At 71.4% G+C, this 14574-nt stretch carries 10 protein-coding genes; 6 read left to right on the top strand and 4 right to left on the bottom strand.

Translation table 11 applies throughout. The features are described from left to right. Positions 1-11 precede the first annotated feature (11 nt). Genes ABZ342_RS40380 through ABZ342_RS40390 form a run of 3 tightly spaced genes read left to right on the top strand, consistent with a single transcriptional unit; the run spans position 12 to position 6831 of the window. Complete coding sequence (locus ABZ342_RS40380) at positions 12-992, top strand: multicopper oxidase domain-containing protein (RefSeq protein ID WP_360484870.1); 981 nt, start codon at positions 12-14, stop codon at positions 990-992. Continuing rightward, on the top strand, positions 989-4948 hold the full coding sequence (locus tag ABZ342_RS40385) for a ThuA domain-containing protein (RefSeq protein ID WP_360484873.1): 3960 nt from the start codon (positions 989-991) through the stop codon (positions 4946-4948). Before ABZ342_RS40380 ends, ABZ342_RS40385 begins: the two co-directional genes overlap by 4 nt. Before the next feature lie 59 nt (positions 4949-5007). After that, entirely contained in the window at positions 5008-6831 is a 1824-nt protein-coding gene (locus tag ABZ342_RS40390; RefSeq protein ID WP_360484876.1) for a copper-binding protein, read from the top strand. Here ABZ342_RS40390 and ABZ342_RS40395 read toward each other — a convergent pair. Next, positions 6815-7384 carry a helix-turn-helix domain-containing protein gene (locus ABZ342_RS40395; RefSeq protein ID WP_360484879.1) on the bottom strand — a complete coding sequence of 190 codons (570 nt, stop codon included), beginning with the start codon at positions 7382-7384 and terminating at the stop codon, positions 6815-6817. The genes ABZ342_RS40390 and ABZ342_RS40395 overlap by 17 nt on opposite strands. 77 nt (positions 7385-7461) lie before the next feature. Between ABZ342_RS40395 and ABZ342_RS40400 the strand changes: the two genes are divergently transcribed. Then, complete coding sequence (locus ABZ342_RS40400; protein ID WP_360484882.1) at positions 7462-8373, top strand: NADP-dependent oxidoreductase; 912 nt, start codon at positions 7462-7464, stop codon at positions 8371-8373. 4 nt (positions 8374-8377) lie between these two features. Here ABZ342_RS40400 and ABZ342_RS40405 read toward each other — a convergent pair whose 3' ends face one another. Then, positions 8378-8911: a TetR/AcrR family transcriptional regulator C-terminal domain-containing protein gene (locus ABZ342_RS40405; protein ID WP_360484885.1), complete on the bottom strand. Its 534-nt coding sequence runs from the start codon at positions 8909-8911 to the stop codon at positions 8378-8380. Positions 8912-9004: 93 nt separating this feature from the next. Between ABZ342_RS40405 and ABZ342_RS40410 the strand changes: the two genes are divergently transcribed. Both ABZ342_RS40410 and ABZ342_RS40415 read left to right on the top strand, forming a co-directional pair. Then, on the top strand, positions 9005-10129 hold the full coding sequence (locus tag ABZ342_RS40410; RefSeq protein ID WP_360484888.1) for an FAD-dependent oxidoreductase: 1125 nt from the start codon (positions 9005-9007) through the stop codon (positions 10127-10129). After that, a complete protein-coding gene (locus ABZ342_RS40415) occupies positions 10126-10953 on the top strand; it encodes an alpha/beta hydrolase (protein ID WP_360484891.1) in 828 nt (275 codons plus the stop codon). Before ABZ342_RS40410 ends, ABZ342_RS40415 begins: the two co-directional genes overlap by 4 nt. On the opposite strand, the gene ABZ342_RS40420 is transcribed toward ABZ342_RS40415, so the two are convergent. After that, the gene (locus tag ABZ342_RS40420) at positions 10944-12512 is read right to left on the bottom strand and encodes a hypothetical protein (RefSeq protein ID WP_360484894.1); all 1569 of its coding nucleotides are present in this window, start codon (positions 12510-12512) and stop codon (positions 10944-10946) included. The genes ABZ342_RS40415 and ABZ342_RS40420 overlap by 10 nt on opposite strands. Positions 12513-12514: 2 nt before the next feature. Then, positions 12515-14488, bottom strand: coding sequence for a hypothetical protein (locus ABZ342_RS40425; protein ID WP_360484897.1), 1974 nt, complete (start codon positions 14486-14488; stop codon positions 12515-12517). Positions 14489-14574 lie beyond the last annotated feature (86 nt).

The raw sequence follows: 14574 nt of genomic DNA on the forward strand, positions 1-14574 counted from the left end.
GGGGAAAGCACATGCGAGTGTCACGTCGGTCGATGCTGGCCGGAACCGCCGCCGGGGTGCTGGTGCCCGCGATCGGCGTAGGCGCCGATTCGGCGTCGGCGGCGGGTCTGACCCGCAAGATCACGATCTACGCGGAAGCGCTTCCCGGCGGTCTCTACGGCTACGGCCTGGAGCCGGGCAAAGCCACGATTCCCGGGCCGCTGCTGGAGATCTACGAGGCCGACACCCTCGAGATCGAACTGGTCAACCGGACCGACCAGCGGCTGTCGATCCACCCGCACGGCGTCAACTACGACACCGGGTCCGACGGCGCCCCGCTCAACGCGTCGTTCAACAAGCCGGGCGAGACCCGGACCTACACCTGGAAGACGCGGAACCGGTACGAGGCCAGTGGCGGGTTCTGGATGCCGGGCAGCGCCGGCTACTGGCACTACCACGACCACGCGATGGGCACCGACCACGGCACCGGCGGCCTCGCCCGCGGGCTCTACGGCGGGCTGATCGTGCGCAAGCGCGGCGACCTGCTGCCCAGCAGCCAGTACACCGTCGTGTTCAACGACATGATGATCAACCACAAGATGGCCCCGGACACCCCGATGTTCGAAGCGCGGCTCGGCGAGCGCGTCGAATGGGTGTGCATCGGCCACGGCAGCCTGCCGCACACGTTCCACCTGCACGCGCACCGCTGGGCCGACACCCGCACCGGGATGTTGAGCGGCGCCGCCGACAACGCCCAGGTCGTCGACAACAAGAACCTCGACCCCGGCGGCTCGTTCGGCTTCCAGGTGATCGCCGGCGAGGGCGTCGGGCCGGGGGTGTGGATGTACCACTGCCACGTCCAGAGCCACTCCGACGGCGGGATGGTGGGCCTGTTCCTGGTCCGCAACGCCGACGGCAGCCTGCCCGACGGGGCGCAGGAAGCGATCGACCGGTTCAAGGAGCACGGCCACGCCGGGCACGACATGAACCCCGACGGCCGGACACACGCATGAGGAGGGGAGCCATGAAAAGACGATGGTTCGGCAGGCGCGGGGCGCTCGTGCTCGCCATCGGGGCGGTCCTCGCGGCCGGGGCCCCGCTGATCACGATGCCGGTGGCCCAGGCGGCCCCGGCGGCGAACGTCGCGGTGAACGTGCTGGTCTTCCACGGCGCCGCGGCCGACCAGAAGGACCCGGTGCTGCGTGCCGCGGACGCCATCGCGCGGCTGGGCCAGGACAACGGCATCACGGTGACGGCGTCGTCCGATCCCGCGGTGTTCAGCGCGGCGAACCTCGCCAAGTACCGCGGCGTGGTGTTCCTGTCCGCGCAGGGCGTGACGCTCGCGCGTGAGCAGGAAGCCGCGCTGCAGGCCTACATGAAGGCCGGCGGCGGGTTCCTCGGCATCTCCGACGCGGCCCGCGCGCAGGACTCGTCCCAGTGGTTCACCGGCCTGATCGGCGCGCGCCCGGTCGGCGCCCGCCCGACGCCGGAAGCCGTGGCGTCGGTGACCGCGAGCGCGGAGAACCCGCCGAACGAGACCAAGGAGAAGCTGGCCGACAACAACGAGAACACCAAGTGGCTGACGTTCGCCACGACCGGCTGGGCGGCCTACAAGATGGCCACCCCGGTCGCGGTCAGCAGCTACTCGCTGGTGTCGGCGAACGACTTCCCCGGCCGCGACCCGAAGAACTGGACCCTGCAGGGTTCGGCCGACGGGACCACCTGGACCGATCTGGACACGCGCACCAACGAGGTGTTCACCGACCGGTTCCAGACCCGGACGTTCACCTTCGCCAACACGACGGTGTACCCGAACTACCGCCTGAACATCACCGCGAACTCGGGCGAGCCGCTCATCCAGCTCGCCGACCTCAAGCTGTTCAAGGACACCTCGACGACCCCGCCGCCGCCCGAACCGGCGCCGCAGCAGGCCGTCGTCGACGTCCTCGACGCGCAGCACCCGGCCACCGCCGGGCTGCCGCAGAACTGGACGCGCACCGACCGGTGGCTCAACTGGGAGACCAACCCGGTCGGCACCGTCCACACGGTCGCGCAGGTCGAGGAGAAGGGCTACAACCCGGGTGTCGGCGCGAACGGCGCGTTCCACCCGATCTCGTGGTGCCGCGACTACGAAGGCGGCCGCTCCTTCTACACCGGCATGGGCCGCACCGAGGCGTCCTACGGCGAGGACCGCTTCCGCGGCCACCTGCTCGGCGCCCTGCGCTGGACGACCGGCATGGTGCGCGGCGACTGCCAGGCCGGGATCGCCGCGAACTACAAGGTCGAGCGGCTGACCGGCAAGAACGCGGCCGGGCAGCTCGACCAGATCGGCGAGCCGCACGGGCTCACCATCGCCCCGGACGGCAAGGTGTTCTACATCGGCAAGGCGGCCTGCCCGACCGGGCCGGTCGTCAGCTGGGACGACCCGAACGTCGGCCTCGGCTGCGGCACGGTCCACCAGTGGGACCCGGTCACCAAGAAGGTCAAGCTGCTCACGACGTTGCGGGTGATGGGCAACCGGGGCAGCGGGGACGAGCTCGTCAAGAACGAAGAAGGCCTGCTCGGCCTGACGCTCGACCCGAAGTTCGCCGAGAACGGCTACATGTACGCCTACTGGATGCCGCACGAGTCGATCGACCGCGACAAGCGGATCGGCAAGCGCACGGTCTCGCGGTTCACCTACAACGCCACCGCGCAGACGCTCGACCAGGCCACGCGCAAGGACCTGCTGTCCTGGGACGTGCAGATCCACAGCTGCTGCCACGCCGGCGGCGGCATGGCGTTCGACAAGGACGGCAACCTCTACATCGGGTCCGGGGACAACAACTCCTCGGGCGGCTCGAACGGCTACTCGGGCAACAACTGGACGCTCGACTACAAGGGCATCTCGTTCCAGGACGCGCGCCGCACGGCGGGCAACACGAACGACCTGGACGGCAAGATCCTGCGCATCCACCCGGAGGCGAACGGGACGTACACGATCCCGCCGGGCAACCTCTTCCCGAACGGGCCGGCGGACAAGACGCGCCCGGAGATCTACGTGATGGGCGTCCGCAACATCTCGCGGCTGCAGATCGACCCGGTGCACGACTGGATGACCGCGGGCTGGGTCGGCCCCGACGCGTCCTCGCCGAGCCCGGAGCTGGGCCCGGCGAAGTACGAGACGGCGACCATCATCACCGAGGCGGGCAACCACGGCTGGCCGTACTGCATGGGCAACCGGCAGCCCTACCGCGACCGCAGCAGCACGAACGCCGCGGAGCTGACGGGCTGGTACGACTGCGACAACCCGGTGAACACCTCGCCGCGCAACACCGGCCTGGTGAACCTGCCGCCGATCAAGGACAACATGATCTGGTACTCGCCGGACGGCGGCGGCCCGGTCTTCCCGAAGCGGCCGGGCTCGTCCATTCCGACGTACAACGCGGCGGACGCCACCTACACCCAGCCGTACCTGCGGGGCGGCGGCCAGGCGATCATGTCGGGCCCGACCTACCACCGTTCGCTGGTCAACACGAACAGCGGCGTCGCGTGGCCGGCGTACTGGGACAACAAGTGGTTCATCGGCGACGAGTCCAACTCCCAGAACCGGGTCGCGGTGACCGTCGACCCGGCGGGCGTGCCGACGCACCAGCCGCCGGTGTTCGCCGAGACGTTCCGGCAGATCATCCCGGGCGGCTCGGGTGACACCAAGGTGCAGAGCTGGATGGACGCCAAGTTCGGGCCGGACGGCGCGCTGTACGTCCTGGACTACGGCAACGGGTTCTTCTCCCTGGACGCCAACCAGAAGCTGCTGAAGATCAGCTACACCGGCGGTGCGCCGACCCCGGCACCGGCCGCGTCGTCGGTACTGGTGCAGAACAAGGCGCTGACGGCGGCGTTCACCGGCTCGAAGTCCGGCGGCGTGTCCTACCGCTGGGAGTTCGGCGACGGCTCGGTGTCCACCCAGGCGGACCCGCGCCACACCTACCCGCGGACCGGGATCTTCACGGCCAAGCTGACCGTGACCTACGCGAACGGTGAGGCGGTGACCACGCGCACCGCGGTGAACGTCGGGTGTCTCGTGGCCGATCCGGGGCCGGTGGTGACACTGGGCGACGCGATCACGAAGGTGCCGAACCGCAACGCGGGCGGCGGCTGCTCGGTGGACGACTTCATCGACGACGAAAGCACGTGGAGCACGCACGCGGCCTTCGTCAACCACGTCGAGCAGGCCACCGAGACGCTGTCGGACCTCGGGGTGCTGAACGACGCCGAGGTGGCCGAGCTGAACGCGGCGGCCGAGGCGTCGCCGATCGGGAAGCCGGGCACCACCGGCTACGACGCCATCTTCGACGGCACGGCGGCGTCGTTGCGCGGCTGGGAACAGGCACCATCCGGGCAGTTCACGTTGCAGCCCGACGGGTCGATCCGCTCGGCCGGCGGGCTGGGCATGCTCTGGTACGCCCAGCGGCAGTTCACCGACTTCTCGGTGAAGGTGCAGTTCAAGGACATCGCCCCGGACGCGAACCGGGCCAACAGCGGTGTGTTCGTCCGGTTCCCGGATCCGCGGACGCCACTGGCCCAGCGGCCGCCGGGCAGCTGCGGCACGGTCGGGTCGGCGCGGGACTCGCAGGCGTGGGTCGCGATCTACTGCGGCCACGAGATCCAGATCTACGACGGCGACTCCGGTGAGCCGCAGAAGACCGGGTCGGTCTACAACTTCGACCCGCGCCCGCTCGACCAGGCGGGAGCGCGGCCGAAGGGAACGTGGAACGAGTACGAGATCAAGGTCGTCGGGCAGCACTACACGATGATCCGCAACGGCGTGGTGATCAACGAGTTCGACAACACGCCGGGTCAGCAGTCCTCGCGCGCCGGGGACCCGCCGACCGACCTGCGGCAGTTCGTCAGCGGGTTCATCGGGCTGCAGAACCACAGTGACAACGACCTGATCGAGTTCCGCAACATCCGGGTACGGCAGCTGTAGCGCGATGGGGGCCGGGCACGCGCCCGGCCCCCATCCCTCACGGGAAGGTTCCTCCGGCGATGTCCCCACGACCGATCGCAGTGCTGCTGGCCGGTTTCCTGGTCTTGCTCGGCCTGGCCACCCCCGCGGTGGCGGCGCCGGTCCAGACGCTCACCTGGACCGCGAACAACAGCACCACCGCATACGCGTCCGCGCCCACCGGCGCGCTGCCCGGCGAGACCACGATCGTCTTCGAGAACAGCGAAGCCACCGGCAACACGACGGGGATGTCGCACACCCTCACGTTCGACACCTCGACGCCGGGCTACAACCACGACGTCTCGCTGAACGTCCTGGCCAACCCGTTCGACCCGCAGAACGGGCGGCACGAGGCGACCGTGACGCTCACGCCGGGCAAGTACCGGTACTTCTGCACGATCCCCGGCCACACGACGATGGTGGGGGAGTTCGTCGTCTCCGACGGCACCGGCGACACCACCGCGCCGGCGGTGACCGCCGCCGTGACGGGGAACAAGGACCAGTCCGGCAACTACGTCGAGTCGGCCACGGTGACGCTTTCCGCCACCGACGCGGGATCCGGCGTGGCCTCGGTCGAGTACCAGCTCGACGGCGGCACGTGGACCGCCTACACGGCCCCGGTCGTGGTGTCCGCCGTGGGCATGCACATGCTCCACTACCGCGCCACCGATGTCGCCGGGAACACCTCCGAGGAGGGCATGGAGCACTTCACGATCGTCGCGGGGCAGGGCGATACGACCCCGCCCACGGTGACCGCGGCGATCACCGGCCAGCAGGACTCCTCGGGGAACTACGTCGACGTCGCGACGGTCAAGCTGACCGCGACCGACGCCGATTCCGCGGTGGCCTCCGTCGAGTACCAGCTGGACGGCGGGGCGTGGACCGCCTACACCGCCCCGGTCGCGGTGACCGGCGCGGGCGAGCACATGGTCCACTACCGGGCGACCGACACTTCCGGGAACACGTCCCCGGAAGGCATGTCCCACTTCACCGTCGTGAAGAGCGACACCACACCGCCGGTCGTCACGGCTTCCGTGGCCGGCACGAAGGACGCCGACGGCAACTACGTCGGCAAGGCGACCGTCACGGTCGTGGCGTCGGACACCGGGTCCGGGGTCGCCGCGGTCGAGTACCGGGTGGACGGGGGCGCGTGGACCGCCTACAGCGCGCCGGTCGCGGTGACCGCGCCGGGTGCGCACACCGTCGGCTACCGGGCTCGTGACGTCGCGGGGAACTCCTCCGCCGAGGCGAGCGTGTCCTTCACCGTGGTCGCCGGCGGCGACACGACGGCGCCGGTGGTCTCGATGCGGGTGACGGGCGACCAGGACGGGAACTGGGACTTCGTCGGCCGGGCCACCGTGACGCTGCTCGCCGTGGACACGGAGTCGGGGGTGGCCTCGGTCGAGTACAAAGTGGACAGTGGGGTGTGGACGCCGTACACCGCACCGGTGGTGGTGTCCGCGCTGGGCGAGCACACGGTGCGCGCACGGGCCACGGACGTCGCCGGCAACGTCTCGGCGGAGGCGCCGGGGACGTTCACGGTGGTCGCGGCCCCACCGCCGCCGGACGCGTGCCCGGTCTCGGACACCCGCGAGACCGTGGTGATCGGCGAGGTCGACAGCCAGGTCGAGAACATCGACATCGGCAACGGCTGCACGATCAACGACGTCATCGACGAGAACGCGGAGTACGCCTCGCACGACCGGTTCGTCAAGCACGTGAAGGCGGTGACCCAGGAGCTGGTCGCCGACGGCGTGCTGTCGAGCGGGGACCGCAACCGCATCGTGACGGCGGCGATCGAGTCGGACATCGGCGGCGCTCCCACCGCCGGCGCCCGGCCCAACGACGTCAGGAAGCTGCTGTAGCTGCCTGTACTTCGCGCAGGGCCTGCCGGGCGGCGGCACCGAACTCGGTGTCGCCGCCCGGTTCGCACCACCGTTCGTAGGCGAGCGCCATGACGAGCGCGCCGAGCTGCGCGGCCACGCGGGAGGCCGGATCGGGCACGCCGCGGCGTTCGAGGGCTTCGGTCATCGCCGCGGTGAGCCCGAGACCTTTCAGCGCTTCGCGTTCCCGCAGTTCCGGGGTGGTGGCGATGACCGCCCGCCGCCGGGCACCGAACTCGCGGCGTTCGGCGGTGAAGGCTTCGCGGCCGACCGTGTCGAGAGCGTGGGCCACGGCTTCGAGCGGGGTGGCCGCGGCCGGGGCGTCGCCGATCCCGCCGGCGAGCAGCCCGGCCATCGTGTCGCCGCCGAAGAGCACTTCGCGCTTGTCCGGAAAGTGCCGGAAGAACGTGCTCTTGGTCAGCCCGGCGCGTTCGGCGATCTCGATCACGGTGGTGTCTTCGTAGCCCTTCTCCTCGAACAGGTCGAGCGCGGCGACGACGAGCCGTTCCGATGCGTGGGGCTGCCAGCGGGCCATGGACCGAGTGTACGGGACTTGGTCCCGTCACTTCGTGTACGGTGATGGGACAAAGTCCCATCACATCGGAGGTGCTCATGAGCCGCGCTGTCGTCTACGAGAAGTTCGGTGGTCCGGAGATCCTGGAGCTGCGTGAGGTGCCGGAGCCGCACGCGGGCCCGGGCGAGATCCGCGTCCGGGTCGCGGCCGCCGGCCTCAACCCGATGGACTGGGGCCTCGCGTCGCACCCCGACTTGGCCGCGCAGTTCGGTGTCACGGTGCCGTCCGGTTTCGGCTACGACCTGGCGGGCGTCGTCGACGAGGTCGGGCCCGGCGCCACGGGTTTCACGGTGGGCCAACGCGTCTTCGGTGGCGTGATGGCTCGCGCCGCGGCGGATTTCGCGGTGGTGGCCACGCCGGCCGAGACGCTCTGGCCGACCCCGGCGGGCATCACCGACGAGGTGGCGGCGACGCTTCCGGTGGCCGGCCTGACGGCCGCGGCGGCGCTCGCGGCGATCGGCCTCCGGCCGGGTGACACGGTGCTGATCGGCGGCGCGGCGGGCGGAGTGGGCGTGTTCGCCGTCCAGCTGGCGAAGCTCGCGGGGGCCCGGGTGATCGGCACGGCCGGGGAAGGCACGTTCGAGTTCCTGCGACAGCTCGGCGCCACGCCCGTCGCCTACGGCCCCGGACTCGCGGACCGGGTCCGGGACCTGGCCCCGACCGCGGCCACCGACCTGTTCGGCACCGAGACGGCCGAGGCGGCGCTCGCGCTCGGGGTGCCGCCCGAGCGGATCTCGACGGTCGCGGCGGGCCCGAACCCGCCGGGAGGAGTGCACGCGACGGGCGGTGCCGAAGCGGCCCCGGGGGCGATGGCCCGTCTCACGGACGCGATCGTCGCCGGGGAGATCGTCGTGCCGATCGCGGCCGCTTTCCCGATCGAGAAGGTGCGCGAGGCGGTGGAACTGCAGGCGGGCCGGCACGTCCACGGCAAGATCGTGCTGACGCTGTGACCGCTCACGAGGGCAGGGAAGTCCTGATGCCGCCGATGATCAGCTCGAGCCCGGCATCGAAAGCGCGGTCCCGCTCGGCCCTCGGCCACTCGGTCTTGCGGGCCTGCTCTTCGATCGTGTAACCGTTGGCGTAGGCCAAAACGGTGTCGACCGCGACCGCCGCCCCCTCGGCCGGAACGCCCGCACCGGCCAACGCTTCGACCAGGCTGGTGAACACCGCGACGGCCTCGTCGCCCGGGTGGTGGAACCCCGAGATCAGCCGGGCGCCGTCGCGGTGGGCCAGCATCACCTCGCGCAGGCCGGAAGCCGCGCCGCGCAACGACTCCTCCCAGGTGCCTTCTTCCGGTACCGAGGCGGGGCCCACCAGGGAAGCCACCATCGCGTCCAGCAACGCCTGCTTGCTCGGGTAGTGCCGGTACAGCGCACTCGCCCGCACCCCGAGCCGGCTCGCCAGCAGCCGCATCGTGAGGGCGTCCAAGCCGGCCTCGTCCAGCAGCTCGATCGCCGCCTGCAGCACCTCGGTGCGTCGCTGCCCCACGAAGTCCTCCCCGGATCCGGGCTTGACAAGCCTGCTGCGTCTACGTGAACAATGTACACGTGAACGTTGTTCACCTCGGAATGGGGGAGCACGATGAGCAGGATTCTGGTGATCGGGGCCGGTCTCGGCGGGCTGACGCTCGCGCACGCCCTGGTCCGCGCGGGCCTCGACGTCCGCGTCTTCGAGGCCGGCGACGTCGCCGGCGAACGCACCCAGGGCTACCGGATCGCCCTCGCGCCGCCGGCACTGGACGCGCTGCGCGCCGGCCTGCCGCCGCGGCTCTACGACCTGGCCGTGGCCACCAGCGGCAGCCTGACCGGGCCGGGACTGCTCTTCGACGAGCAGCTCACCCTGCTCGGCGACGACCTGCCGGGGCCGGAGGAGAGCCGGGCGTTCGACCGGCAGGTGCTGCGGCAGATCCTGCTCGCCGACCTGGGCGACCGGGTCTCCTTCGGCAAGCGGCTCAGGAGTTTCACCGACGACGAGACCGTCACGGCGTTCTTCGCCGACGGCACGCGAGCCACGGGTGACGTCCTGGTCGGCGCCGACGGCGGGAACTCCGCGGTGCGGCGGCAGCTGGTGCCCGAGGTCCGGCTCGTCGACGCCGACCTGTGCGGCGCGATGGGACGCACGCCCCTCGCCGAGCGTTTCCGCCGGCTCGTCCCGGGCCGCGGAACCATGGTCAAGGGCCCCGAGGTCACGCTGATGCTGGGCCGGATGCGGTTCGACCGCGAGCCGTCCGCAGCGGCCGCCGAACTCGGTTTGTCCCTGCCCCGCCGGGAAAGCTACGTGCGGTGGGTGCTGCTCGTCCCGCCCGCCACCGTGCCGCGTCGGGAGGACGCTCGTGAACTGGTGCTGGACCTGATCGAGGGCTGGCACCCCGATCTCCGGGACCTGGTCCGCGACGCCGACCTCAGCGCCGTCGGCCGCTCGAAGGTCTTCGACCGCCCGATGCCGCCGTGGCCGGTGCGCCGGGTGACGCTGCTGGGGGACGCCGCGCACCAGACGCTGGCCAGCGGCGGCAACGGCGCCATGACCGCGATGCAGGACGCCGTGCGGCTGAGCGCGCGGCTGGCCGAGGCCGAGCGGGGCCGCCAAGACCTGCTTCAGGCGCTGGCGGAGTACCAGCGGGACCTGCTGGACCGCGGGAACGCGGCGGTCGAGGCCGGCAAGCAGGCCCTGCGCAGGTTCGTCCCGGTGGCGGAGGAGACGCGATGACCGGGCAGGTCCGTTCGGCCGACGGCACCACGATCGGCTACCGCAGCTTCGGCCGCGGCCCCGCGCTGATCCTCCTGCACGGCGGAATGCTGGCGTCGCAGGACTTCACGAAGCTCGCCACGGCGCTGGCGACGGACTTCACCGTCCACGTGCCCGACCGGCGCGGCCGCGGCCTGAGCGGTCCGCACGGCGAAGACTTCCGCGTCGGAAAGGAGGTCGAGGACCTGCGGGCGCTGATCACCGCGACCGGCGCGTCACGGCTCTTCGGCCTGAGCACGGGCGCCTTGGTCGTCCTGCGCACGGCGCTGGTCACGCCGGGCGTGGAGCGCATCGCGCTGTACGAGCCGCCGCTGTCCGTCGACGGCTCGGTGCCGACGGGCTGGCTGCCGCGGTTCGACCGCGAGATCGCCGCCGGGAAGACCGCGGCCGCCCTGGTCACCGGGATGAAGGGCCTGGCCACCGAACCGTCGCTGTTCAGCCGGATCCCGCGCTTCGCCCTGGTCCCCGCGCTCTCGGTCGGGGCGCGGCTGCAGGGAAGCGAGTCACCGGTCGCGGCGCTCATCCCCACGCTGCACCACGACATCGAGCTGATCGAGGAGCTGGCCGACACCGCCGGGGATTACGCGAAGCTCGGAACGCGGGTCCTGCTCCTCGGCGGCACCAAGAGCGCGGAGTACCTGAAGGGCGCACTGCGGAAACTCGCCGAGGTGCTCCCGCACGCGCGAAGCCGCGCGCTGGAGGGAGCCGGCCATTCGGGACCGGAGAACGACGGCGTCCCGCTCGCCGTGGCCGGCGAGCTGCGCGAGTTCTTCGGCTACGAATAGGTCCAGTGGCCCAACCAGGATTCGCGCCAGGCCACCGTCAGCTCGCTCACCCCGTCCACACCGGACTGGTCGACGTGCGCCTTCCAGGCCTCTTCCAGCGACGCGCACAGCTTGGACGCGGGCAGCTCGACGCCACCCGAGGAGAACTGGCGCAGGACCGACTTCGGCACCGCCAGCTTCGCCTTGCCCCGCACCACCGACTGCTCGGTCGCACGGCAGATGAGGTACTCGACGGTGGCCAGGTCACCCGCCGAGCCCGGCGTGTCCGGCGACACCGTGGGCGCGACCTGGGCCAGCGCGCGGTAGAGGCAGTCCAGCGGGGCGGCCAGGCCCCGGTGCTGCCGCGCGATCTCCCACGAAACCCACACCGCGACGCAGTCGGGCATCTGGTAGGGCCGGTAGGCGAACGCGGGACCGGTGAACGTCTGGTAGTCGCCGGTCGGGTCCTGGGCGGCCGGGCCCGGCCCGTCGGGGTCGGGCGGCAGGCCGAGCCGCTTGAACAGCTCGCGCAGCAGCTTGTGCGGCCGGGCCGGGGTCGTGGACTCGCCGAGCAGCTTGCCCAGGATGCGGTTCAGCCGGTCGGCGGCCACGCCGTGGATCGCCAGCTGCAGGTGCACGAACGCGACGTCCGACAGCGTCGTGGCCGCGCAGCCGACCACGCCCACCTGGGGGTAGCGCTGCAGGAAGGCGGCGATCGCGTGCGTCGAGCCGATCCGCGCCGGCCCGACGAACGTCACCGGCAGGACCGCGCCGATCCGCTGGCGCGACCGCAGGTCGCCCTTGTACAGCGGGGAGAACTCGCCGTCGGCGTGGTAGACCTCGAACCAGTTGCCCTGCCGGTGCCCCGGCCGGGTGTCGGCGAGCCAGAAGCTGTACCCGTGCTTCTCGCACAGCTCCCGGAACCGGTCGGCCAGCTCGAACCGCGCGGTCGCGGACGCGTCCCGCAGCGCGATCGCGAACCGGACCGCCAGCGACGCGCACGGGGACGCGACCTCCTTACGGGTGCGCAGGTCGTGGTTGCGCGTCTTGACGAGCGTCGGCAGCTGGGCCGGGCACTGCAGCGACAGCAGCGGCGCGTCGACGAGCGAGGCCGCGGCGTCGGAGATCTCCCGCACCAGGTCGCGGATCGCCAGGCCGTGCCACTCGCACACCTCGTGGGCCCCCGGGTCGATCGCGATCAGGCCCTCGAACCGCTGGGCCGACTCGTAGATGAACGTCGGGTTGGGTGAGGTCGTCTGGCGGAACACCCAGCCGCCCGCGTTCTGCTCCGGGCGTTCCGCCGGTTGGTGGCCGTCGACGCGCTCGACCACCTCGGTGCCGTCGAGGGGCTTGCGGGTGCGGGTGCCGATCACGACGCCGGCGCCGTTCGTGGCCGAGCACAGCGTCTCCAGGAAGACCGAGCTTTCGGAGTCCGCGGAGACGAGCTCGCGCAGGTACCCGTGGCGGGCCATCGCGTGGTGCACCTCGAAGTCCACTTTGGTCACCGGCTGCCGCGCGATCTCGAAGCCGGCCCGCGCCAGGTCGGCCACGTTCCGCACGGAGATCCGCTGGTTGCGCACGTTCACCACCCTCCGGACGAGTCGAACCGGACGTCGGCTTCCAGTGGCTTGCGGCGGTCCCAGGCGCCGGAGCCCGCCCACCGCGGCGCCCCGATGCGGGACAGCGGGATCGCCGATTCGCGCCAGGACGCCTGGCCGAACAGCACGAGCGCGGCGAGCACCGGCAGCCCGACCGCGATGGTGAGGGTGACCTGGACGACCTCGCCCCGGCTCTGCGTCGCGACGGCCGCGGCGAACCCGGCGACGGCCGCGATGCTCAGCTGGACGAGCGCCTGCGGCAGCGTCCCGAGGTAGCCGAGCACGGTGCGCCGTGGTGGCAGGGACAGCCGGCTGTAGAGGAAACCCGGCAGCAGCAACAGCATGGTGATCACGGACTGGCCGTCACCGATGTGGCCGAGCGCTTCGGTGGCGGCCCGGCCGTACGGCCACGGGCTGCCGACCAGCATCCAGCCGAGGACGAACGAGACCGTCGCGACGGCCAGCGCGTAGAACGTCACGTTGAGCGGGCCGGACTTCGTGGAGTCCTTGAGCACCAGCGTCGCGCGCACCCGGACGTGGTCGCCGCGCGCGTCGCGGCCGCCGGAACGACGCCAGTACGCCCGCGCTTCGTTGTCGGTGATGCCGTTGACCAGCACGAGGTCCTGCCCGAACTCCCGGTCGGTCAGCTCGCGCGCGGCCTCGCGCAGGTTCGCGGCGGTGAACTCCGGGTGCCGCCGCAGCGAGTTGTCCAGCTCGCCCGCGCCGGTCCGCACCGCCTCGCCGGTGGTGGCCGCGGCGGCGAGCCGGTGGCAGGCCGGGAGGCTGCGCGGGGAGAGTTCCACGCCGGACTGGCCCGCCTCCCACTTGCGGCGGCGGACCAGGTCCGCCAGCCGCCGCAGCACGGTCTGGGCCTGCAGCTCCAGGATCTTGTGCCGGGCACCGTCGGCTTCCTGCAGCGGCGCGGCGTCCTGACGTTCGGCGAGCGAGAGCAGATCCTCGGCCAGGCTCTCCACCTGGTGCTGGTCGGCGTCGGTGGACAGGTACATCCGGGAGATCTCGGCTTCCGGCGCGGTCCCGGCCACCAGGTGGTAGGACTTCAGCGTCGCCGGGATCATGGTCTCGTAGCCGACGACGTAGCCGCGCCGGCTGGAGGCCAGCCGCCGCCACTGCTCCTTCGCGACGGGCTGCCGGGCGTCGACGTTCAGCGGCGTTTCGTAGCTGAGCCGGTGCTCCTCCACCGAGTCGTCCAGCGCCACCACCAGCATGTAGTCGCGCACGGCGACGTTCAGCAGGTACGCGTACTCGACCAGGAGATCCGCGCAGCCTTCGAGGATGTCCAGCGCCAGCTCCCGGCACTGGCGCCCGTACCCGGGAACCGTGCCGCCGGCCGGGGCGAGCGTGAACTCCTCCTCCGGGTGGTTCCGCTCGGTGAGCAGCGTCAGCAGCGCCTGCTGGATGAGCCAGCGCGGTTCGTGCACCTGGAACAGGAAGGTGTTGAGCTCGTGCTTGGCGGTCTGGGCGTTCTCGTCCCCGGCGAGGATCCCGCGCAGCAACCGGTAGAGCCCGGCGGCGACCAGCCGCGACGCCTCGTGCTGGGTGAGCCGCGGCAGCTTCTGGCCCGAGCTGTCGAAGACGTCGATGGGGGAGACGTCCCGGCGCGGCAGCCGGGCCAGCGGCACCCACAGGGACCGCTGCCGCGCCGGTCGCGAAGCCGCCCGCTCGCCGTGCTCCTGGCCGATGAGGTCCTGCAGCTGCGCGGTGGCCTGCCGCTGTCCTTCGTCGAGGAGCTTGAGACTGACGTCGACCTCGGTGCTGCGCCGGGCGGTCCCGTGTTCGACAACGGTCAGCCGCTCGGTGAGCCGGCGCACGTGGTTGAGCCGCAAGGAGGTGTCCAGCAGCGCGAGCCCGACGGCCGCACCCTGCCGCGACAGCCGAGGCGGAGCGCCGGGAATGGGGATCGTCTCGATCGCGTGCCGAAGACTCTCGATGCCGTCCACACCAGTGAGAGTAGGAGGTACGGCGACTTGATACGAGCGAAACGAAGCTATTGACCGAATGGTCGTACTGCTGGCCCCAGCCCACC

The organism is Amycolatopsis sp. NPDC005961, assembly GCF_040629235.1.
GTDB lineage: Bacteria > Actinomycetota > Actinomycetes > Mycobacteriales > Pseudonocardiaceae > Amycolatopsis > Amycolatopsis camponoti.

Coding starts and splice junctions, on each gene's coding strand:
- ABZ342_RS40380 (WP_360484870.1), top strand. CDS start 12: ATGCGAGTGTCACGTCGGTCGATGCTGGCCGGAACCGCCGCCGGGGTG.
- ABZ342_RS40385 (WP_360484873.1), top strand. CDS start 989: ATGAGGAGGGGAGCCATGAAAAGACGATGGTTCGGCAGGCGCGGGGCG.
- ABZ342_RS40390 (WP_360484876.1), top strand. CDS start 5,008: ATGTCCCCACGACCGATCGCAGTGCTGCTGGCCGGTTTCCTGGTCTTG.
- ABZ342_RS40395 (WP_360484879.1), bottom strand. CDS start 7,384: ATGGCCCGCTGGCAGCCCCACGCATCGGAACGGCTCGTCGTCGCCGCG.
- ABZ342_RS40400 (WP_360484882.1), top strand. CDS start 7,462: ATGAGCCGCGCTGTCGTCTACGAGAAGTTCGGTGGTCCGGAGATCCTG.
- ABZ342_RS40410 (WP_360484888.1), top strand. CDS start 9,005: ATGAGCAGGATTCTGGTGATCGGGGCCGGTCTCGGCGGGCTGACGCTC.
- ABZ342_RS40415 (WP_360484891.1), top strand. CDS start 10,126: ATGACCGGGCAGGTCCGTTCGGCCGACGGCACCACGATCGGCTACCGC.